Annotated in this window: 17 protein-coding genes; 13 read left to right on the top strand and 4 right to left on the bottom strand. The window is 64.0% G+C overall.

Annotated features, from left to right (window positions below):
* Window positions 1-8 precede the first annotated feature (8 nt).
* The 3 genes from AAGQ88_RS16870 to AAGQ88_RS16860 all read right to left on the bottom strand — a co-directional run bounded on the left by AAGQ88_RS16870 (window position 9) and on the right by AAGQ88_RS16860 (window position 2,847).
* Complete coding sequence (locus AAGQ88_RS16870; protein ID WP_342653015.1) at window positions 9-869, bottom strand: EF-hand domain-containing protein; 861 nt, start codon at window positions 867-869, stop codon at window positions 9-11.
* 158 nt (window positions 870-1,027) lie between these two features.
* Entirely contained in the window at window positions 1,028-2,098 is a 1,071-nt protein-coding gene (locus AAGQ88_RS16865; protein ID WP_342653014.1) for a HAMP domain-containing sensor histidine kinase, read from the bottom strand.
* Window positions 2,095-2,847: a response regulator gene (locus AAGQ88_RS16860; protein WP_285426065.1), complete on the bottom strand. Its 753-nt coding sequence runs from the start codon at window positions 2,845-2,847 to the stop codon at window positions 2,095-2,097. Before AAGQ88_RS16860 ends, AAGQ88_RS16865 begins: the two co-directional genes overlap by 4 nt.
* 2,098 nt (window positions 2,848-4,945) lie before the next feature.
* On the opposite strand from AAGQ88_RS16860, the gene kdpF reads away from it, so the two are divergent.
* The 6 genes from kdpF to AAGQ88_RS16830 all read left to right on the top strand — a co-directional run bounded on the left by kdpF (window position 4,946) and on the right by AAGQ88_RS16830 (window position 13,208).
* Entirely contained in the window at window positions 4,946-5,041 is a 96-nt protein-coding gene (kdpF, locus tag AAGQ88_RS16855; RefSeq protein ID WP_037009437.1) for a K(+)-transporting ATPase subunit F, read from the top strand.
* A 5-nt stretch (window positions 5,042-5,046) separates the two neighbouring features.
* Entirely contained in the window at window positions 5,047-6,741 is a 1,695-nt protein-coding gene (kdpA, locus tag AAGQ88_RS16850; RefSeq protein WP_342653013.1) for a potassium-transporting ATPase subunit KdpA, read from the top strand.
* A 9-nt stretch (window positions 6,742-6,750) separates the two neighbouring features.
* A complete protein-coding gene (gene kdpB, locus AAGQ88_RS16845; protein WP_342653012.1) occupies window positions 6,751-8,820 on the top strand; it encodes a potassium-transporting ATPase subunit KdpB in 2,070 nt (689 codons plus the stop codon).
* A gap of 63 nt (window positions 8,821-8,883) precedes the next feature.
* Complete coding sequence (gene kdpC / locus AAGQ88_RS16840) at window positions 8,884-9,450, top strand: potassium-transporting ATPase subunit KdpC (protein WP_342655828.1); 567 nt, start codon at window positions 8,884-8,886, stop codon at window positions 9,448-9,450.
* Window positions 9,451-9,803: 353 nt separating this feature from the next.
* Window positions 9,804-12,461: a sensor histidine kinase KdpD gene (locus AAGQ88_RS16835; RefSeq protein ID WP_342653011.1), complete on the top strand. Its 2,658-nt coding sequence runs from the start codon at window positions 9,804-9,806 to the stop codon at window positions 12,459-12,461.
* Window positions 12,462-12,518: 57 nt separating this feature from the next.
* A complete protein-coding gene (locus AAGQ88_RS16830) occupies window positions 12,519-13,208 on the top strand; it encodes a response regulator (RefSeq protein ID WP_342653010.1) in 690 nt (229 codons plus the stop codon).
* 22 nt (window positions 13,209-13,230) lie between these two features.
* Here the strand turns inward: AAGQ88_RS16830 and AAGQ88_RS16825 are convergent, their stop codons facing one another.
* On the bottom strand, window positions 13,231-14,289 hold the full coding sequence (locus AAGQ88_RS16825; protein WP_093459193.1) for a patatin-like phospholipase family protein: 1,059 nt from the start codon (window positions 14,287-14,289) through the stop codon (window positions 13,231-13,233).
* A gap of 243 nt (window positions 14,290-14,532) precedes the next feature.
* Between AAGQ88_RS16825 and AAGQ88_RS16820 the strand changes: the two genes are divergently transcribed.
* The 7 genes from AAGQ88_RS16820 (at window position 14,533) to AAGQ88_RS16790 (ending at window position 21,125) form a co-directional block, all read left to right on the top strand.
* Entirely contained in the window at window positions 14,533-14,925 is a 393-nt protein-coding gene (locus AAGQ88_RS16820; RefSeq protein WP_342653009.1) for a tautomerase family protein, read from the top strand.
* Window positions 14,926-15,079: 154 nt separating this feature from the next.
* Window positions 15,080-15,358, top strand: coding sequence for a hypothetical protein (locus tag AAGQ88_RS16815; RefSeq protein ID WP_093459191.1), 279 nt, complete (start codon window positions 15,080-15,082; stop codon window positions 15,356-15,358).
* Between the two features lie 191 nt (window positions 15,359-15,549).
* A complete protein-coding gene (locus AAGQ88_RS16810; RefSeq protein WP_285426798.1) occupies window positions 15,550-16,467 on the top strand; it encodes a MoxR family ATPase in 918 nt (305 codons plus the stop codon).
* Window positions 16,464-17,420, top strand: a complete 957-nt coding sequence (locus tag AAGQ88_RS16805) for a DUF58 domain-containing protein (protein WP_342653008.1) — start codon at window positions 16,464-16,466, stop codon at window positions 17,418-17,420. The genes AAGQ88_RS16810 and AAGQ88_RS16805 overlap by 4 nt, the downstream gene beginning before the upstream one ends.
* Before the next feature lie 13 nt (window positions 17,421-17,433).
* Window positions 17,434-19,440, top strand: a complete 2,007-nt coding sequence (locus tag AAGQ88_RS16800) for a DUF3488 and DUF4129 domain-containing transglutaminase family protein (RefSeq protein WP_342653007.1) — start codon at window positions 17,434-17,436, stop codon at window positions 19,438-19,440.
* Between the two features lie 10 nt (window positions 19,441-19,450).
* Window positions 19,451-20,230, top strand: coding sequence for a CHAD domain-containing protein (locus tag AAGQ88_RS16795; RefSeq protein ID WP_342653006.1), 780 nt, complete (start codon window positions 19,451-19,453; stop codon window positions 20,228-20,230).
* 100 nt (window positions 20,231-20,330) lie between these two features.
* Entirely contained in the window at window positions 20,331-21,125 is a 795-nt protein-coding gene (locus AAGQ88_RS16790; protein ID WP_285426794.1) for a thioesterase family protein, read from the top strand.
* Window positions 21,126-21,150: the final 25 nt, after the last annotated feature.

Raw genomic sequence — 21,150 nt, 5'->3', positions numbered from 1 at the left:
TTTTTGCATCAGGCCGACGTGCTCAGATATTTGCCTGCGGTTGCGCTGCTGTTGAGGTTGTAGCGGTCGCTCAGGGCCGCGACCATGCGGTTCAGTGCCTCGCTGGCCTGAGTGGCAGCGGTGGATTGCTGGCTGGCATCGGGTTTGAGCGCTGCGCTCAGTTCGTCTGCGCTGACGCCGCCGCTGCCATCGGCATCCAGCGCACTGAACAGCGAGTCGACGGCATCGGCGCTGGAAGACGTCGAATTGCTGCCGTCGGCGCTCGTACCGTTCTGCAGCGCACGGGTGAGTTCGGCGGCAGTGATGCTGCCGTCGCCATCGGTGTCCAGGCTGCTGAACAGGTCGCCTGCATCGTTGGCGGGTGGCGGTGGCTGCTGGGCTTGCAGGCCGGCGGTTAGCTCTTCAAGGCTGACCGTGCCGTCCTCGTTGGTGTCCAGTGCATCGAAAACCTGAGTGCCATCGGCGCTGCTGTCGGTGCTGCTGAGGGCGGCGGTCAATTCATCGCTGCTGACGGCGCCGTCGCCGTCGGTGTCCAGCGCGCTGAGCAGATCCTGCGCCTGATCGGCGGCGGACGCGGCATCCATGGCCATCGGCGGTGGTGGCGGCGCCATCGCCGCCAGTTCTTCTGCGTCGAGGCTGTCATCGTCATCGCTGTCCAGATCGCTGAACGCCTTGCTCAGACTGACCGTGATGCCGTCGCTTGAATCCGAGGACAGGGCCGAGCTCAACTCGTCCTTGTCGATACTGCCGTCACCATTGGCGTCGAGTTTCTTGACCAGTTCTTCGGCGAACTTCTTGCTGTTGGCGCTGCTGGTGGCTGAACTGACATAGCTGGAATAACTGCTGCTGCCGCTGATGCCTGTGATCATCGGACTGACTCCCCATCAGATGGATAAAACCGGGTGCTCCGGCTTATGCAGCGTCCACGGGGCGCGTGTCCTGGGTATGTGAGCTTTGTAACGCGGGGCTTACGCGGCGAGGAGGGTGGTGGTTGCCATGGGTTTACGCCCACCGTCGTGGTGACGATTCAGATGCGCGGCAGGTCGAGCACGGCGGTGAGGCCGCCGCCAGGGGTTTGCGCCAGGCGCAGGTCGCCACCCATTCTGCGGGCGGCCTCGCGGGCGATGGTCATGCCGATTCCGACGCCGCCGGAATTGCGGTTGCGTGAACCCTCGACGCGGTAGAAGGGTTCGAACACCGCTTCGCGCAGGTGGTCCGGAATACCCGGGCCATGGTCGACGACGCGCACCTGCAGGCGGTCGCTGGCGTCTTCGATCTCCACCCGGGCGTGGCCGGCATAGCGCAGGGCGTTGTCGATCAGATTGTGCAGGCACGAGCGCAACGCCATCGGCTGAGACTTGAGCGGCCGGCAAGTGCCGCTGGCCTGCACATCATCGCCGTTGTCCTGAGCGTTTTCGGTCAGAGATTCGATCAGCGCCTGCACGTCGAAGTATTGCAGCGCCTCGCTGGTGCGTTGTTCATTGAGGTAGGTCAGGGTCGCGTCGAGCATGCCGATCATGTCGTTCAGGTCTTGCGTCATCTGATCGTGCAGTTTCGGCTCGTCAATCTGTTCGACGCGCAATTTCAGGCGGGCCAGGGGCGTGCGCAAGTCGTGGGAGACTGCTGCGAGCATGCGGCCGCGCTGTTGCACCTGCTCGCGAATGCGTTCCTGCATCAGGTTGAAAGTGGCCGCGGCCTGACGCGCTTCTCGCGGCCCCTTGATGTCCAGCGGCGGGCTGTCGAGGTTCTCGCTCAGCCGCTCGGCCGCCTCGCTGATGCGCTGCACCGGACGACTCAGGGCCTTGGCGCCGAACCAGGCGGCGATGACCAGCGTGATCAGCTGGAAGATCAATGGGATCAGTGGAATACCCAGAAACGGCGGACGGCCTGGCGGCGGGCGCAACGCGTCGAATCCGCCGGAAGGCTTGCCTGGGGCGCCGCTGTCTGGGCCAGCCTGAGTCTGCTGTGCAGCGGGAGGCGGCGGCATCGCCGGACCGTAATGGTGAAACCACATGAATGCCAGGAGGTGCGCCAGAATGATTGCCAGCAGCGCGCCGCCGAATAATCGGGCGAAGAGGGTGTCGGCGGAGCGGATCAACCAATCTCCCTGGCGTCGAACATATAGCCTTCGCCACGCACGGTTTTGATCAGTTGAGGGGATTTGGGGTCATCACCCAGTTTCTGCCGCAGGCGTGAGACCAGCAGGTCGATGCTGCGGTCGAACGCTTCGATCGAGCGGCCCCGCGCGGCGTCGAGCAACTGCTCGCGATTGAGCACGCGACGCGGACGCTCGAGGAACACGCGCAGCAGGCGGAACTCCGCGTTGGACAGCGGCACGACCAGACCGTCGGGAGCGGTCAGCTGCCGAAGCACGCTGTTCAGGCGCCAATTGTCGAAACGCAGCGTGGCGCGTTCTTCGGTGCGGTCGTCCCGCACGCGGCGCAGAATGGTCTGGATGCGCGCCACCAGCTCACGCGGCTCGAACGGCTTGGCCATGTAATCATCAGCGCCCAATTCCAGGCCGATGATACGGTCGGTGGGTTCGCAGCGGGCCGTCAGCATCAGGATCGGAATATCCGACGAACTGCGCAGCCAGCGACACAGCGAAAGACCGTCTTCACCGGGCAGCATCAAGTCCAGCACCACCACGTCGTAGGTTTCCTCAGCCAGTGCCTGCCGCATTGCATTGCCGTCGGTCACGCCGGTGCTCTGAATGTTAAAGCGCGCCAGGTAATCGCACAGCAACTCCCGGATCGGCACATCGTCATCGACAATCAGCGCGCGCGTGTTCCAGCGACGCTCATCGGCCTGCGCGTTGGCGGTGTTGCTGTCGGGGGTTGTCTGCATGTTGCTGCCGCCATGTGATGCCGCCGAGAAAGGCCGCGAGTGAAGAACAACGCTGCCATGCTACTTCGCAGGCGAGCGGGGCGGAAGGGTGACGAAGCGAGGTGTCGGCGGATTGTCCTGAATGTATCAAGAAATGTACATGTGGTTGGGGCAGCGACTTCTCTGGACGTTTTCGATTGGCTGCGAAGCAGTCGTAGAACCAGCCACCGCGTAATGTCTGACACTCGGCATGCACAGGTTTTGCTGCCGGTACCCGGCAGATTGCGGGGCAAGCCGCGCTCCTACAGCTGACAGCGGGGTACGCTGGACGCACTAACCGTTAGCTCCCACCCCCGCGTGAGTCATCTGCGCGGCAGGGCGGGGATACAAAAAACGGTTGATGGCGAAGGGGTCGTTGCGTCGGAAAAACAAGTCAGCAGCCGCCCCGGTCCCTGTAGGAGTGCGGCTTGCCCGCGATCGGCTGCGAAGCAGTCGTAAGACCAGCCACCGCGCTATGTCTGACACTCCGCATGCACAGGTTTTGCTGCCGGTACCCGGCAGATCGCGGGACAAGCCGCGCTCCTACAGCTGACAGCGGAGATGGCCGGATGCATCCAGAAGGCGAAGACCGCTGGCTATAGCCGATTACAGCTCTGCTTGTGATTCTGCCGGCAAGGCGTAGGAGTGCGGCTTGCCCGCGATCGGCTGCGAAGCAGTCGTAGAACCAGCCACCGCGTAATGTCTGACACTCCGCATGCACAGGTTTTGCTGCCGGTACCCGGCAGATCGCGGGACAAGCCGCGCTCCTACAGCTGACAGCGGGGTACGCTGGACGCACTAACCGTTAGCTCGCACCCCCGCGTGAGTCATCTGCGCGGCAGGGCGGGGATACAAAAAAACGGTTGATGGCGAAGGGGTCGTCGCGTCGGAAAAACAAGTCAGCAGCCGCCCCGGTCCCTGTAGGAGTGCGGCTTGCCCGCGATCGGCTGCGCAGCAGTCGTAGAACCAGCCACCGCGCTATGTCTGACACTCCGCATGCACAGGTTTTGCTGCCGGTACCCGGCAGATCGCGGGACAAGCCGCGCTCCTACAGCTGGCAGCGGGGTACGCTGGACGCACTAACCGTTAGCTCCCACCCCCGCGTGAGTCATCTGCGCGGCAGGGCGGGGATAAAAAAAACGGTTGATGGCGAAGGGGTCGTTGCGTCGGAAAAACAAGTCAGCAGCCGCCACGGTCCCTGTAGGAGTGCGGCTTGCCCGCGATCGGCTGCGCAGCAGTCGTAGAACCAGCCACCGCGCTATGTCTGACACTCGGCGTGCACAGGTTTACTGCCGGTACTCGGCAGATCGCGGGGCAAGCCGCGCTCCTACAGCTGACAGCGGGGTACGTTGGACGCACTAACCGTTAGCTCGCACCCCCGCGTGAGTCATCTGCGCGGCAGGGCGGGGATACAAAAAACGGTTGATGGCGATGGGGTCGTCGCGTCGGAAAAACAAGTCAGCAGCCGCCCCGGTCCCTGTAGGAGTGCGGCTTGCCCGCGATCGGCTGCGAAGCAGTCGTAAGACCAGCCACCGCGCTATGTCTGACACTCCGCATGCACAGGTTTTGCTGCCGGTTCCGGCAGATCGCGGGGCAAGCCGCGCTCCTACAGCTGACAGCGGAGATGGCCGGATGCATCCAGAAGGCGAAGACCGCTGGCTATAGCCGATTACAGCTCTGCTTGTGATTCTGCCGGCAAGGCGTAGGAGTGCGGCTTGCCCGCGATCGGCTGCGCAGCAGTCGTAGAACCAGCCACCGCGTAAAGTCTGACACTTCGCATGCACAGGTTTTACTGCCGGTACTCCGCAGATCGCGGGGCAAGCCGCGCGCCTACGGTTGATGGCGGAACGTCCCTCATTCCGGCTCTGAAAAAAGTGCCTTGCGCAAGTCGAAAACGTTTTGGCGTCAGCCAGCGCCCGCCGAGCAGGTTCTTTACAGCGGAGCCAGCCCCGACGCCCAGCAAAATCGGCAGTCTTTACGCTTTCTTTATGTCGCATGCCACGCCTCGATCTCGTTCCTTTACACCCCTCATGACGACAATTCCTCCACACGGCAGTCGCCGTATGACGGAGAGTTTTTCATGAGCGTTCTGGATGGGGTGTCTCTGCTGTTGGCCGCAGGGTTATTCGTGTACTTGCTGGTGGCGCTGCTGCGCGCTGGCCGGGTCGAGGAGTGACGGCCATGCACAGTTATGACTATCTGCTGATTCTGGCTTTTTTCGCACTGGTGCTGCTGCCCGCGCCAATGCTTGGGCGGTTCTACTACAACGTCATGGAAGGTCAGCGCACCTTCCTCACGCCGGTGCTGGGGCCGATCGAGCGCATCTGCTATCGACTGTCGGGCGTCGACCCCGCAGTTGAGCACAACTGGAAGACCTACACCCTGGCCCTGCTGGCGTTCAACCTGGCAGGGTTCGTCGTGCTGTTCGCGATTCTCGTGTTTCAGGGCGCGCTGCCGCTCAACCCCCAAGGCCTGCCAGGGATGGAGTGGTCGCTGGCGTTCAACACCGCCATGAGTTTCGTCACCAACACCAACTGGCAGAGCTACAGCGGCGAAGCGTCGCTCAGCTACCTGAGCCAGATGGCCGGCCTGACCGTGCAGAACTTCGTCAGCGCTGCCACCGGTATTGCCGTGCTGGTCGCATTCTGCCGCGGCATCGGTCGACGCTCGACTCAGCATCTGGGCAATTTCTGGACCGACATGACCCGCGCCACGCTGTACGGCCTGCTGCCGCTGTGCATCATCCTCGCGCTGTTCCTGGTCTCGCAGGGCGTGCCGCAGACCTTCGCCCATTACGTCGACGCCGTCACCCTGCAGGGCGCTGACCAGACGATCCCTCTGGGCCCAGCCGCCAGTCAGATCGCGATCAAGCAACTGGGGACCAACGGCGGCGGGTTCTTCGGCGTCAACTCGGCGCATCCGTTCGAGAACCCGACCATCTGGAGCAACCTGTTCGAACTGGTGTCGATCATCCTGATTCCGGTCGCCCTGGTGTTCACGTTCGGCCATTACGTCAAGGACATGCGCCAGAGCCGTGCCATCGTCGCCTGCATGTTCGTGCTGTTCCTGATTGGCGGCGCGACCGCGTTGTGGGCCGAATACCAGCCCAACCCGGCGCTGAACCTGGCGGCGGTCGAGCAGACCGCGCCGATGGAAGGCAAGGAAACCCGCTTCGGCACCACCGCCACGGTATTGTGGGCAGCGACCACCACTGCCGCGTCCAACGGGTCGGTCAACGGCATGCACGACAGCCTCAACCCGCTCACCGGGATGATCGCGCTGGCCAACATGATGGTCGGCGAGGTGATCTTCGGTGGCGTCGGCGCAGGCCTGTACGGGATGTTGCTGAACGTGCTGATCGCCGTGTTCCTCGCCGGGCTGATGATTGGCCGCACGCCGGAATACCTGGGCAAGAAACTTCAGGCCACCGAGGTGAAATTACTGGTTGCGACGCTGATCGTGATGCCGGTCGGCGTGCTGGTGTTCGGCGCGCTGGCGGCCTCGTTGCCAGGGCCTGCCGGCTCGGTGAGCAACCCGGGCGCCCATGGCTTCAGCCAGCTGCTTTACACCTACACCTCGGCCACCGCGAACAACGGCTCGGCATTCGGCGGTTTCAGTGCGAACACGCTGTTCCACAACCTGATGCTGAGCCTGTCGATGTTCATTGGCCGCTTTGGCTACATCCTGCCGGTGCTGGCGCTGGCGGGCAGTCTGGCGGCGAAGAAGACCGCGCCGCTGGGGCTCAACAGCTTTCCCACCCATGGCCCGCTGTTCGTCACGTTACTGACCGTGACGATTCTGCTGGTGGGCGGCCTGACGTTCCTGCCGACGCTGGCGTTAGGACCGATTGCCGAACATCTGAGCCTGGGCTTCTGAGGATTGAACATGAATATGCAAGCTCCTGTGACCAAAAACACTGTGCCCGCGCCGGCCGCGGCCGAGCCGGTCAAGACCGGGTTCGGTGACCTCTGGCGCCCGGCGTTGATTCAGGCGTTCGTCAAGCTCGACCCCCGTCAGCTGCAACGCGCACCGGTCATGCTGGTGGTCGAACTGACCGCCATCCTCACCACCATTCTGTGCCTGATCCCCAATCCGGCCGTGCCGACCTTCGTCGCCGTGCAGATTGCGGTCTGGCTATGGTTCACCGTGCTGTTCGCCAACTTCGCCGAAGCCTTGGCTGAAGGACGCGGCAAGGCCCGGGCCGACAGCCTGAAAGCCGGAACGGACGGCCTCAAGGCTCGACTCAAAGGTGCGACGGGCGGCTTTCTGATGGTCAACGCCAGCACGTTGCGCAAGGGTGACGTGGTGCGCGTCGAAGCGGGGGAGTTGATGCCCGGTGACGGCGAGGTCATCGAAGGCATCGCAGCGGTCAACGAAGCGGCGATTACCGGCGAGTCCGCGCCGGTGATCCGCGAGTCCGGCGGCGACCGCTCGGCGGTCACCGGCAATACCCGGCTGGTGTCCGACTGGTTGCTGGTGCGGATCAGCGCCAATCCCGGCGAGTCGACGCTGGACCGCATGATCGCGCTGGTCGAAGGCGCCAAGCGCCAGAAAACCCCCAACGAGGTGGCGCTGGACATCCTGCTGATCGGCCTGACGCTGATTTTCCTGCTGGTGGTCGTCACCCTCCAGCCGTTCGCCCACTTTGCCGGCGGCAGCCTGCCGCTGGTGTTTCTGGTGGCGCTGCTGGTCACGCTGATTCCGACCACCATCGGCGGTCTGCTGTCGGCGATCGGCATTGCAGGCATGGACCGTCTGGTGCGCCTGAACGTCATCGCCAAATCCGGCCGCGCGGTGGAGGCAGCGGGCGACGTCCATGTGCTGCTGCTGGACAAGACCGGCACCATCACGTTCGGCAACCGTCGCTGCGCCGCGGTCTATGCCGCGCCCGGCGTGAGCGCCAAGGAGCTGGCCGAAGGCACATTGCTGGCCTCGCTGGCCGACGACACCGCCGAAGGCAAGTCGATCGTCGAATATCTGCGCGCGCTGCACCCGATGAACGAGCCATCGCCCGGTCAGGTGACGGCGGTGCCGTTCAGCGCCGAAACACGCCTGTCCGGCATTGACTACGACGGCCGCGTGTACCGCAAGGGGGCGGTCGATTCTCTGCTCAAGTTCCTCGGCCGCGACCGCGCCGATCTGCCGCTGACCCTGTCCCGCGAGATCGACAAGATCGCCAAGACCGGCGGCACGCCGCTGCTGGTGTGCGGCGACGGCAAACTGTTGGGCGCTGTTCACCTCAAGGACGTGGTCAAGCCGGGAATTCGCGAGCGGTTCGACGAGTTGCGCAAGTTGGGGATCCGCACGGTGATGGTGACGGGCGATAACCCGCTGACCGCTGCTGCGATTGCTGCCGAAGCGGGCGTCGACGACGTCATCGCCGAGGCCACGCCGGAGAAGAAACTCGAGCGCATTCGTCAGGAACAGAACGACGGTCGTCTGGTGGCGATGTGCGGCGACGGCGCCAACGACGCCCCCGCGCTGGCCCAGGCTGACGTCGGCATGGCAATGAACGATGGCACTCAGGCTGCACGCGAAGCGGCGAATATGGTGGATCTGGACAGCGATCCGACCAAGCTGCTCGACGTGGTGCAGATCGGCAAGGAGTTGCTGGTTACCCGCGGCGCACTGACCACATTCTCGATTGCCAACGACGTGGCGAAATACTTCGCGATCCTGCCGGCACTGTTCGCGGCCATCTATCCGCAACTGGGTGTGCTCAACATCATGCACCTGGCCAGCCCGCAGAGCGCGATTCTCTCGGCGATCGTCTTCAACGCGTTGATCATCGTGGTGCTGATTCCACTGGCACTGCGTGGCGTGCGCGTGCAGGCGGCCAGCGCGGCGCACCTGCTGCGACGCAACCTGCTGGTCTACGGGCTGGGCGGGATCGTCGTGCCGTTCGTGGGGATCAAAGCCATCGACCTGCTGCTGACGGCGTTGCACCTGGTTTGACCGACTGCCTGCACTGCGGGCGGCCCATGCCCGCAGTCACCTTTTTCGAATGAGGAATGAATGATGTCCAGTGTATTGCGTCCGGCCGTGAGCCTGATCGTCCTGATGACCCTGATCACCGGCGTGGCTTATCCGCTGGTGGTCACCGGTGTTGCGCAAGTGGCCTTCCCGGAACAGGCCAATGGCAGCCTGGTGTACGACGATCAGGACAAAGTCCGGGGCTCGGAGCTGATTGCGCAGGATTTCAGCGGCGAACAGTGGTTTCATCCGCGTCCGTCCGCCGGCGCTTATGCCACCGTCGCGAGCGGGGCGAGCAACCTGTCGCCAAGCAACCCGGCGCTGGCGACACGCATCGGCGACGAGGCCGCGAAGCAAAAGGTCGATAACCAGGGGCCGGTGCCGCTGAACCTGCTGACCACCTCCGGCAGCGGTCTGGACCCGCACCTGTCGCCAGAAGCGGCGGATTATCAGGTAGCGCGAATTGCTGCGGCGCGTCATCTGCCGCGCGATTCGGTGCATAAACTCGTAGCGGCCAACACCTACAACCCGCTGATCGGCCCGCCCGTGGTCAATGTGCTGGCGCTGAACCAGAGCCTGGAAGCATTGCCGTCTGGCAAAGTCGTGAATTGATTGGCAGAGTCACGGTACAACGCAGCAGTGGGAGCGAGCTTGCTCGCGAAGACTGAGGTTCAGGCGACGCATCTTTGCTGAATGTACTGGCCTCTTCGCGAGCAAGCTCGCTCCTGCAATTATGGGTTTATCAGGCACCGGGAAGCACACTTTGAATCGCGTCAACGCCACAGGACAACCTTCGTGAAACGCGCTCTGTGGGAGCGAGCTTGCTCGCGAAGACTGAGGTTCAGGCGACGCATCTTTGCTGAACGTACTGGCCTCTTCGCGAGCGAGCTCGCTCCTGCAATTATTGGTTTATCAGGCACCGGGAAGCACACTTTGAATCGCGTCAACGCCACAGGACAACTTTCGTGAACTCAAACAGCCGCGCGGACGCCTTGCTGGCCGATCTGCCCCGGGACGACCGAGGCCGGTTGAAGGTGTTCCTGGGCGCTGCGCCGGGCGTGGGCAAGACCTACGCCATGCTTCAGGCCGCCCACACGCAGCTGCGCCAGGGCGTGATGCTGCGCGTGGGCGTGGTCGAAACCCACGGCCGCGCCGAGACCGAGTCCTTGCTCGTCGGCCTGCCTCAGCAACCGATGCTGCGCAGCGAATACCGCGGCGTGATGCTCGAAGAAATGGACCTGGACGGCCTGCTGCTGGCCCGGCCCAAACTGGTGCTGGTCGACGAACTGGCGCACACCAACGCGCCCGGCAGCCGACACGCCAAGCGCTGGCAGGATATTCAGGAGCTGTTGTCCGCCGGCATCGACGTTTACACCACGGTCAACGTGCAGCATCTGGAAAGCCTCAACGATCAGGTTCGCGGCATCACCGGCGTGCAGGTACGCGAAACGCTGCCCGACTGGGTGCTGCAGGAAGCTTACGAACTGGTGCTGATCGACCTGCCGCCTCGCGAACTGCTAGAGCGTCTGCGCGATGGCAAGGTGTATGTGCCCGAGCAGGCACGCGCGGCCATCGACGCGTTTTTTACCCAGACCAATCTGACGGCCCTGCGTGAACTGGCGATGCAGACGGCGGCCGCTCAGGTGGACAATGATCTGGCGCTGGGCTATCGCCAGATGGGGCAGGCCGCGCCTGCGGTGCGAGGCCGTTTGCTGGTGGGCATCGACGGCGACGATCAGGCCGAGCGACTGGTGCGCCACGCCAGCCGGGTTGCTCAGCGGCGGCACTTGCCGTGGAGCCTGGTGCACGTCGACAACGGCCGCTTCTTCGACGAGCTGGCACGCAGTCGTCTGCAGAGCGCGCAGCAGCTTGCCGAGCGGCTGGGCGGAGAGGTCGTGGTGCTGCGTGCGCCCGAGGTGGCGAAAACCCTTATCCAGCATGCCGCTGAACGCCGCGCCAGTCTGGTGCTGGTCGGTCAGTCGCGGCCGTTGCTGCGGCGTCGGCTGTTCGGTGGCGGCCTGGCCTCGCGACTGCTGCGCAACGCCCATGGCCTAGAGATCAACGTGCTCGACAGCGAAGCGCGGCCCGATCAGGCCCGCTCGGCTTCACCGCACCCGCTGGTCTGGTTCGATTATCTGCTGGCCGTGCTGGCCACTGTGGGGGCGAGCGCGCTGGCATGGGCGGTGTCCAGCGTCCTCGCGTTGCCGAACATCTCGCTGGTCTTCCTCGCCGCCGTGCTGCTGGTGGCGGTGCGCAGCAGCGTGGGCCCTGCGATGGTCTGCTCGGTGCTGTCGTTTCTGGCCTATGACTTTCTGTTCATACCGCCCAACTTTTCCTTGAGCATCCAGCGCGAAGAAGACGTGCTGACGCTGTTGTTTTTCCTGTTGATGGCGGCGCTGACCGGCAATCTCGCCGCGCGCCAGCGGCGTCAGCTGCAGGCGCTGCGCGACACCCAGGAAGAGACCAGCGAGCTGCTTGACCTGTCCAAGCGCCTGACCGCCGCCACCGATCGCCAGGCAGTGCTCAGCGCGGCGGAGCATCATCTGGACGACTGGCGCGAATTGCAGATCTGCGTGTTGGATCGCGATGGTCAGCAGGGCTGGAAAACCGAAGTCGGGGGCTCGCTGGAGTTTTCCGGGTCCGAGCGCGCGGCCGCCGACTGGGCCTGGCAGCACGGCCAGCCGGCAGGTCGGGGCACCGGCACGCTGCCGTCGGGCAACTGGTGGTGGCTGCCATTGTGGGTCGACGATGCACCGTTGGCGCTGCTCGGCGTCAGGCCGCGAGAAGGGCAGAGCTTCAGCCCCCAGCGTCGGCGCCTGCTGGGCGCACTCAGCCAGCCGCTCGGGCAGGCGCTGGCGCGCGCACGCCTGGCGCAGGATCTGGAGGCCGCGCGTCTGCACGGCGAAACCGAACAGCTGCGCAGCGCGTTGCTGGCTTCGGTGTCACACGACCTGCGCACCCCGTTGACGGCCATGCGCGGCAGCATCGACAGCCTGTTGGCATTGGGTGAAGCGATCCCGCTGGAAGACCGGCGCGAGTTGCTCGAGGGCACGCGCGACGAGGCCGAGCGGCTGGATCGTTACATCCAGAACCTGCTGGACATGACCCGGCTGGGCCACGGCGCATTGAAGCTGGCGCGCGACTGGGTATCGCCGGGAGACATCGTCGGCAGCGCGCTGAATCGACTGCGCGCGGTGCTGGCGCCGCTGCACGTCGAGACCGATGTGCCGCTTGAGCTGCCGCTGCTCTATGTGCATGCCGCGCTGATCGAGCAGGCGCTGATCAACGTGCTGGAAAATGCCGCACGCTTTTCGCCGGTTCACGGTCGCCTGCAGATGGCCGTGCGGGTCGAGGCCGACGAACTGGTGTTCGCCGTCAGCGACGAAGGGCCGGGCATTCCCGAAGACGAGCGGGCGAAGATTTTCGACATGTTTTACACCGCCGCACGGGGCGACCGGGGCGGGCAGGGCACAGGGCTCGGGCTGGCGATCTGTCAGGGCATGGTCGGCGCCCATGGCGGACGCATCAGTGTCGCGGACGGCATCGAAGGCCGCGGCACGTGCATCAGCCTGCATTTGCCGCTGCAAGCGCAGCCTCAGGCTGAAATCGAGCAGGCGGTCTGATCGTTTGCCGGGTACGCTGCTGTTTTGTAATCGAATCTGACGAGTAACGGGAAAAGCATGAGCCAGACGGCGACCATTCTGGTGATCGATGACGAGCCGCAGATTCGCAAATTCCTGCGGATCAGCCTCGCATCACAAGGCTACAAAGTGCTGGAAGCCGGCACTGGCAGTGAAGGTCTGACGCAAGCGGCGCTGAACAAACCCGATCTGCTGGTGCTGGACCTGGGCTTGCCCGACATGGACGGCCAGGATGTGCTGAGCCAGTTCCGCGAGTGGTCGGCGGTGCCGGTGCTGGTGCTGTCGGTGCGCGCCAGTGAAGGCGAGAAGGTGCGTGCGCTGGACTCCGGCGCCAACGACTACGTGACCAAACCGTTCGGCATTCAGGAGTTTCTGGCGCGCATCCGCGCGTTGTTGCGTCAGGCGCCGGAGAGCGGGAAAGTGGAAGCGGCGCTGGTGATCGGGCCGCTGACAGTCGATCTGGCGTATCGGCGGGTGTCGCTGGACGGCCTTGAAGTCGCGCTGACTCGCAAGGAATATGCGGTGCTGGCGCAACTGGCGCGGCATCCGGGCCGGGTCATCACCCAGCAGCAACTGCTGAAGGACATCTGGGGCCCGACCCACGTGGAGGACACCCATTACCTGCGCATCGTGGTCGGCCACCTGCGTCAGAAACTGGCGGACGATCCGGCCGCGCCACGCTTCATCGTCACCGAGGCGGGCGTGGGGTATCGGTTGATAGAAAGCTGATCCGACGTTACGGCGGGGATGCTCAGTGCTCCCGCTCGTAGCGGTCCAGCGTATCCCGGGCGATTTCCCGACCCAGGGCGATCAGTTCCGGCGCCTTGTAGAACTCGAAGAACCGGCAGACCCGCTTGGGCACGTTGATCAGGATGTCCGGCGGATAACCGGCAATCTTGTATTGCGCCAACGACGTCTGCATGACCTCGAAGCTCTGGTTGATCAGGTCGAGCAGGGAGGCGGGCCCGACGTTGTCGACGATGATCGAGCCGCTGGCGGACTTCGGCGCGCCCGCGGCCTGTGGCGCAGCGGCAGGTTGCTGGCCCTGAGGATCGGCAGACTCGCTGTCGCCCGCCAGCCACGGATTGGCGATCGTCGCAGCCGTGGCCTTGAGGCTGTCCTGCTGCAGCCGCAGCACGTCGCCGCCCGCGACCTCCAGTTTGCGCCGGAACGGCAGGTGCGAGCCGATGGAGTTGATCAGGCTGTCGAAGCGCTTCTTCACTGCGGGCGGTCGCTCGATCACCGGCAACTGGTAATGCTTCTGGTTGGTCGAGTTGAGGTTGACCGCAACGATCAGGTCGCAGTGGCTGGACACCACCGGCACGATCGGCAACGGGTTGAGCAAGCCACCGTCGACCAGCGTGCGATTGCCCTGAACCACAGGGGTGAACAGGCTCGGAATGGCCGCCGAGGCGCGCATCGCCGAATGCAGATTACCTTCCTGAAACCAGATTTCCTGTTGGTTGGTGAGGTCGGTGGCCACGGCGGTGTAGGGAATGCGCAGGTCCTCGATGTTGACCTCGCCGACAATCTCGCGAATCTTGCCGAAGACCTTTTCGCCGCGAATGGCGCCCAGGCGGAAACTCACGTCCACCAGCCGCAGCACATCGAGGTAGTCGAGACTCTCGATCCACGCCTTGTACTCGGGCAGCTTGCCGGCCGCGTAAATCCCGCCAACCACCGCGCCCATCGAACAGCCGGCGATGCAGGCGATGTCGTAACCGCGGCGCTCCAGTTCTTCGATCACCCCGATATGCGCATAGCCTCTGGCACCGCCGGATCCCAGCACCAGCGCGATTCGTTTTTTCATTTGCCTGCCCCCCGCCGCAAAGGTTCTACCCTACGCCCAAGGCTGCCGCGAATCATCTGCTGTTGTACATCCTCCTCAGGGATAGTGCCTGCAATGCGCTGCAGATCGCATGGCCCATCAAGATGACGATCGCCCGCTAAATTCGCTTGCTCAAATCCGGCGCCAGGCATAGCGTGTGGGCATCAGCAGCCGGGTCCCGTACCCAGACCATCCGCCATTTCAACCACAAAAAAGGATCGCGCCATGCCCCTCGTCAGAATCGATGTTGCCGCTCAGACACCTGCACAGACCATTGCCGCCATCGGCGACGTCATCTACCAGGCGATGCGCAACACCGCCAGCGTGCCCGAGCACGACCGGTTTCAGATCATCCATCGTCATACTGCCGAGGAGCTGGTCTATCCCGCCGAAGGGTATCTGGGCGTCAACTACACGCCGGACATCGTGTTCATCCAGATCACCTGGAATGAGGGGCGTACGACTGAGGTCAAGAAGGCGTTCTACAAGGCGGTGGCGCAGGGGATTCATGAGCGCACCGGTCTGCGACAGGAAGATGTGTGGATCAACCTGGTGGAAACCAAACGCGAGAACTGGTCGTTCGGCAATGGCGACATGCACTACGCCCCCGCACCGTAACGCCGGGGTGGAAACCGGCTTGGCGGGTGACTCACCCGTCATGTTGCCAAGCCGGTCGCAGAATCGGATACGCTGCGGCGTCCCGGTATGGCACTTTTGCATCGCGTTACCGTCAAACCGGCATCGTCGATTTCCATTGTTGAGGTAACACCCCATGAAAGCGTGGATCTGCCTGCCCCTGTTGGCGTTGGTTCTCACTGGTTGCGCCGGTAAAACCGCTTACCGCGATACCTGCGGCACGCAACTCGATGCCGCCTGGCACGAGCTGGATCTGGCCAAGGCCGAAGGCTTTGCAGGCACGGTCAGCTACTCCAAGGCCCTGTCGTTGTTGACCGGCGCGAAGACCCAGCAGCAGTTCGAAGCGTTCGAAGGTTGCTCGGAAAAGGCTGAAAAAGCCCGCTTCTACATTCGTGAGTCCCGCGCCGGACGGTAAACCGGTTCCAAACGCCTCGCCCGGCGCTGTGGGAGTGGGCACGCTCACTTCCACAGCCGCTTCAGAATAAATCCTTCCCAATCCCTTCCTGCGCGCTGGCGAAAACGCCTACGCTGACTTTAAAGTGGCTGCACGTCTGGCATCTTCTGCAGTCCTACTAGCCATAAGCAGTCGCCTGGGGAGGCCTTCCGATGGGCAGAAAACTGGATGCGTGTTTAAACGCGATCAATGAAGTGGTGCTGGGCAAGGAGCCACAGGTTCGCCTGGCGATGACATGCCTGCTGGGCGGCGGCCATCTGCTGATCGAAGATTTGCCCGGCATGGGCAAGACCACGCTCAGCCATACCCTCGCGCGGGTGCTGGGTCTTAGCTTCCAGCGGATCCAGTTCACCTCCGACCTGCTACCGGGCGACATCCTCGGTACTTCGATTTTCGACCGGGAAACCGGGCAGTTCACCTTCCACCCGGGGCCGATCTTCGCCGAACTGGTGTTAGCGGACGAGATCAACCGCGCCACGCCAAAAAGTCAGAGCGCACTGCTCGAAGCCATGGAAGAAGGCCAGGTGACGATCGAGGGCGCTACCCGTTTGCTGCCCGAGCCTTTCTTCGTCATCGCCACGCAGAACCCCTTCAGCCAGGGTGGTACCTTCGCCTTGCCCGAGTCCCAGCTGGATCGTTTTCTGATGCGTCTGTCGCTGGGGTATCCGGCCCGGTCGGCGGAGCGAGCGTTGTTGTTGGGCGAGTCCCGGCGCGAGCTGTTGCCGCGTATCGAGCCGATCCTCGATCACGCCGGGCTGGCGGCCTTGCAGGAAGAAGCACGGCAGGTGCGCGCCAGCGACGCGCTGGTGGATTACGTGCTGCGGCTGGTGGATGCCACGCGCAGCCAGCCGCAGTTCGCCTACGGCCTTTCGCCCCGGGCGAGTCTGGCGATCCTGTCGGCGGCGCGGGCGTGGGCCCTGCTGACCGGCCGCGATTATGTGATTCCAGAAGACGTTCAGGCGATTCTCCCTGCCGTGATCGGGCATCGCCTGCGCGAGCGTACGGACCCCACCGGGCACGGCGGCGGGGCGTTGGTTCAATGGCTGCTGCGTGAGGTGCCGGTGCTTTGATCGAACAGTTCAAACCGGTCTGGCAGCGCTGGGTAGGACGTCGCATTCCTCCCGCTTCGCGGATCGAGCTGGATCACCGCCGAATTTTCATCCTGCCGACCCGGGTCGGCGGCACTTACGCGTTCGTGCTGTTTCTGCTGCTGCTGGTGTCGATCAATTACCAGAACAGCCTCGCCTACGGGCTGACCTTCCTCATGCTGTCGGTCGGCGTGCTCGCCATTCTTCATACGTATCGCAATTTCAGCGGGCTGATCCTCAGCGCCGGCAATGCGCGCTCGGTGTTCGTCGGCGAGCCGGTGCAACTGCGCCTGCGGCTGGAAAGCGCCGAACGTGGCCATCAGGCCATCGCGCTGGGTTGGGACAGCGAACAGCTGGAGCAGACCGACGTCGAGGCCGAGCGTCAGGTGGAGCTCGCCCTGACGCTGCCGGCGCTCAACCGTGGCTGGCTGCGCGCGCCGCGTCTGCGCGTGGAAAGTGTGTTTCCGCTGGGGATCTTTCGTGCCTGGACCTGGCTCGATCTGGAGCAGACGGTGTTGATCTACCCGCGCCCGGTGGCCGGAACGATGCCGTTGCTGCAGGGCGTGCAACCCCATGCGCAGGATGATGGTCAGGCCACTCAGGGTCAGGGCGTCGATGATTATCAGGGACTGCGCCCGTGGCAGCCCGGCGACTCGATGCGGCGCATGCACTGGAAAGCCTGGTCGCGCGGGCAAGGCCTGATGGTCAAGGAATTCAGCGATCTGAGCGGACATGACCTGTGCCTGGACTTCATGGCCCTGGGCGGTGACATCGAGGAGCGCCTGTCGCGCTTGTGCTACTGGGTTCTGGAACTGTCCCAGCGCCAACAGCCGTTTGCGCTGCGCCTGCCCAATTCTCTCTCGGCGGTGGACAGTGGCGATGCTCATCGCGAAGCCTGCCTGCGCCAGCTCGCCCTGTATGGCGTGCGGGCATGAACGGGGCATCGCCATGACCTCGACCCAACTGGCCCAGCCGATCCCGCGGATCAGCCTGAACTGGCTGCTGATCGCGCAGGCGCTGGTGATTGTGCCGTTCGCGCTGCACGTGCCCGTGGCGCTGATCATTCTGTGGCTGGTCTGCACGTTCTGGCGCATTCAAATCTTCCGCATGCGCGTGCGCATGCCCGGCACGTGGATCAAGTCGGGCCTGTTGGTCGGCACTGCGGGCGGCATCTTCCTGGCGCGTGGCAGCCTGATCGGGCTGGACGCTGGCGCGGCGCTGCTGATCGCGGCGTTCATCCTGAAGATGCTCGAAATGCAGACCCGGCGCGATGCGCTGGTGCTCATCTTTCTGGGCTTCTTTTGCGTAGCGGTGGGCTACCTGTTCGAGGATGCGCTGCTGTGGGGGCTGTTCACGCTGCTGCCGATCGCGACACTGCTGGCGGCGCTGATCGGCCTGCAGCAGTCGAACCTTGCAAGCAAGCCTGCGGGCACGCTGATGCTCGCCGCCAAGCTGTTGCTGCAGGCGGTGCCGCTGATGCTGCTGTTGTTTCTGTTCTTTCCTCGGCTGGACCCGCTCTGGTCGCTGCCGCAGCCCAGCAACAAGGCCTTGACGGGGTTGTCCGACAGCATGGCGCCGGGGGACATCGCCGAGTTGAGCAAGTCGGCCTCGCTGGTGTTTCGGGCCAGTTTCGACGGCCCCGTGCCACCGCGCAGCCAGCAGTACTGGCGCGGCCTGACGCTGGAGCAGTTCGACGGCCGGCGCTGGTCGCAATCGTCCCGCGCGCAGGTGCCGGATGCGCCGGACTGGCGTCGTGCGGGCGAGCAGATCACTTACAGCATCGTGCTGGAGCCCACCGGCAAACCCTGGCTGATGACGATGGACGTCGGGCAGACCGACCTGGCCGGCGCGCGGCAGATGAGCGATTTTCGCTGGCAGCGCCGACGTCCGGTCGAGCAGTCGATGCTCTACAACGTTGTGTCATGGCCCGACGCTGTCCGCGAAACCACGCTCAGTGACAGCGCCCGTTCGCAGGCTTTGCAACTGCCCGCCAAAGGCAATCCCGAGGCCCGCGAATGGGCCGCCGATCTGCATCGTCGCTACCCCCGGACGGATGCGCTGGTGGACGCCATGCTGTCGTACTTCACCGAGCAGCCGTTCCATTACACACTCAAGCCACCGACGCTTGGCCCCAACAGCATCGATGATTTCCTGTTCGCCAGCCGCAGCGGCTTCTGCGCGCATTATGCCGGGGCGATGACCTTCGCCCTGCGCGCTGCGGGTATCCCGGCGCGCGTAGTGGCCGGCTACCAGGGCGGCGAGCTGAACCCGGACGGCAATTACATCAGCGTGCGGCAATTCGATGCGCATGCCTGGGTCGAGTATTGGCAGGCTGGCGTCGGGTGGCGCAGCGTCGACCCGACCGCCGCGGTGGCACCTGCACGCATCGAACAGGGGCTGGAACAGGCGCTGGCTTCGGGCGAGGAGTTTCTTGCTGATTCACCCATGTCAGCGTTGCGCTATCGGCATCTGGCCTGGGTCAATGCCCTGCGCATGAGTTGGGATAACCTCAATTATGGCTGGCAGCGCTGGGTGCTCGGCTATCAGGGCCAGCAGCAGTTGCAGGTGCTGGGTCGCTGGTTCTCCGGCGTCCAGGCGCCGGTGTTCGCGGGCTCCGGGCTGGCGATTCTCGGGCTGCTGGCGTTGTGGCTGCTCAAGCCCTGGCGTCGGGAAAGCGATTCTCAGCTGCGCCTGTTCAATCGCTTCGAACGGTTGCTCGCGCGCCATGGTCTCAAGCGTCAACAGGGCGAGGGCGCTCAGGCTTTTGCCCGGCGCGCGGCGCTGCATTTTCCCCAGCACGCCGAAGCGATCGAGGGCTTTGTCGATGAGTTCCAGGCCCAGCGTTATGCCGGCGCCTCCGGCTCGGCGGCGCAATTGCGGCGCCGTTTGAAACGCCTGCGACGCAGCTTGCCATGGCGCTTGTCCACGATCAGGGGCAAGCAGCCACATTCATAAGGAGCGTGTCATGTCTGCCATGGTCGATCATCTGATCGCCGAGATTTTCAGTCTCAACGTCAAGTTGCTGGCCTGCCATGCGCGGCTGGCAGCGTCCACCGACAGCGAAGCCCTGCATGATCTGCGCACCACTGTGCGGCGGCTTCGCAGCGTGCTGCGACCACTGCGCGGGTTGCCCGGCATCGATCAGATCGAAGAAGCCGCCAAGGGCGTCGGCGACCTGACCACGCCGTTGCGAGACATGCAGGTACTGGCGGCGTTTCTCAGCGAGCAGGGGCTGGACCGGGCCGCACGCAAGCGCACCACCTTTCTGGATGCCGCGTGCCCGAACGTGGCGACGTCCGCCGAGCTCAATCGGCTGTTTGGCGTGCTGGATCAGTTGCCGTCCTTCCTGCGCGCGCAGCAGCGCCACGGGCTGCTGCGCAAATTGCGCCAGCGCATCGAGAAGCGCATGGACAAGCAATGGAAGAAACTGCGCGACGCCATGGCCGATCCGGCCCATGACCGTCATCGCCTGCGCCTGCTGATCAAGCGTGTGCGCTACGCCGCCGAGGCTTACCCCGAACTCAGCCATCAGCCCAAAGGCATGCAGAAACGCCTCAAAGCCGCACAAGGCGCACTCGGCGACTGGCACGATCATTTGCAGTGGCTGGAACAGGCTCGGCATCAGTCTGACCTGGCGCCTTGCGTGGCCGGATGGGAGCTGGCGATTCATCGCGCCGAGGACAAATCCGACCGGGAACTGGAGCGTCTGTCCGACGCCTGTTTTGGTAAACGTCCCGGCCATTGATCTGAACTGTCCGCAGGATTGGCACTTATGAGCCCTGTCCTGCGGATCTTGCCTCGCTAACATCGGGAAATGTCCGACGCCCGCCCGCCATGGAGTGCGCATGAAATTTTCCGAATTGCTCGACGCTGTACGCGACCATCCTCAATCCGTCAGCGTGCCTTCGTCCTGGTCTCAAGGTCGCTCGTGTTTTGGCGGCCTGATGGCGGCGCTGGTCTACGAGGCAATGAAGGCCAGGGTTGCGCCTGGTCGGCCGGTGCGCTCACTGGCGATTTCCTTCATCGGGCCGCCTGCGATCGATGTGCCGATTGCTTTCGAAGTGGAAATCCTGCGCGAAGGCAAGGCGGTCAGCCAGGTGCTGGGACGAGCGGTTCAGAACGGCGAAGTGATGACGCTGATACAGGGCAGCTTCGGTGCGGCGAGGGAATCATCGGTCAGCGTAAACGCTGAGCCAGCGCCCGAATTCAAGCCGGTGCTGGAGTCGCCCGCGCTGCCTTTTGTCGCCGGCGCGATGCCGGAATACCTGCGGTTCATGGAAATGCGCTGGGCGCTGGGCGGCATGCCGTTTTCCAATACGAAATCCCGGGCTATCGGCGGGTATGCGCGGTTGCGTGACGTCGAGGAAGAAGTGCTGACCGAAGCGCACCTGTTGGCGTTGGTCGATACCTGGCCGCCTGCGGTGTTGGCACATCTGGCCAGACCTGCGCCGGGCAGTTCATTGACCTGGACCATTGAGTTCGTGCAGCCGTTGCCGGCGATGACCACCCGCGACTGGACGCAATACAAGGCGGTGATCGAGCATGCACGTGACGGCTATGGTCATGTTGCGGCGGGGTTGTGGACGCCCAAGGGCGAGCTGGTGGCGATCAGTCGCCAGACGGTGACGGTGTTTGGCTGAGCGTGCGTGGGTTAACCTGATTCGC

Source organism: Pseudomonas sp. F3-2 (assembly GCF_038804275.1).
Lineage (GTDB): Bacteria > Pseudomonadota > Gammaproteobacteria > Pseudomonadales > Pseudomonadaceae > Aquipseudomonas.
This window is presented reverse-complemented; position numbering and strand designations above follow the sequence as displayed.

Excerpts from the sequence above, each read along its gene's own strand:
- AAGQ88_RS16870 (WP_342653015.1), bottom strand. The coding sequence starts at position 869 with ATGATCACAGGCATCAGCGGCAGCAGCAGTTATTCCAGCTATGTCAGT.
- AAGQ88_RS16860 (WP_285426065.1), bottom strand. The coding sequence starts at position 2,847 with ATGCAGACAACCCCCGACAGCAACACCGCCAACGCGCAGGCCGATGAG.
- kdpF (WP_037009437.1), top strand. The coding sequence starts at position 4,946 with ATGAGCGTTCTGGATGGGGTGTCTCTGCTGTTGGCCGCAGGGTTATTC.
- kdpA (WP_342653013.1), top strand. The coding sequence starts at position 5,047 with ATGCACAGTTATGACTATCTGCTGATTCTGGCTTTTTTCGCACTGGTG.
- kdpB (WP_342653012.1), top strand. The coding sequence starts at position 6,751 with ATGAATATGCAAGCTCCTGTGACCAAAAACACTGTGCCCGCGCCGGCC.
- kdpC (WP_342655828.1), top strand. The coding sequence starts at position 8,884 with ATGTCCAGTGTATTGCGTCCGGCCGTGAGCCTGATCGTCCTGATGACC.
- AAGQ88_RS16830 (WP_342653010.1), top strand. The coding sequence starts at position 12,519 with ATGAGCCAGACGGCGACCATTCTGGTGATCGATGACGAGCCGCAGATT.
- AAGQ88_RS16825 (WP_093459193.1), bottom strand. The coding sequence starts at position 14,289 with ATGAAAAAACGAATCGCGCTGGTGCTGGGATCCGGCGGTGCCAGAGGC.
- AAGQ88_RS16820 (WP_342653009.1), top strand. The coding sequence starts at position 14,533 with ATGCCCCTCGTCAGAATCGATGTTGCCGCTCAGACACCTGCACAGACC.
- AAGQ88_RS16815 (WP_093459191.1), top strand. The coding sequence starts at position 15,080 with ATGAAAGCGTGGATCTGCCTGCCCCTGTTGGCGTTGGTTCTCACTGGT.
- AAGQ88_RS16810 (WP_285426798.1), top strand. The coding sequence starts at position 15,550 with ATGGGCAGAAAACTGGATGCGTGTTTAAACGCGATCAATGAAGTGGTG.
- AAGQ88_RS16800 (WP_342653007.1), top strand. The coding sequence starts at position 17,434 with ATGACCTCGACCCAACTGGCCCAGCCGATCCCGCGGATCAGCCTGAAC.
- AAGQ88_RS16795 (WP_342653006.1), top strand. The coding sequence starts at position 19,451 with ATGTCTGCCATGGTCGATCATCTGATCGCCGAGATTTTCAGTCTCAAC.
- AAGQ88_RS16790 (WP_285426794.1), top strand. The coding sequence starts at position 20,331 with ATGAAATTTTCCGAATTGCTCGACGCTGTACGCGACCATCCTCAATCC.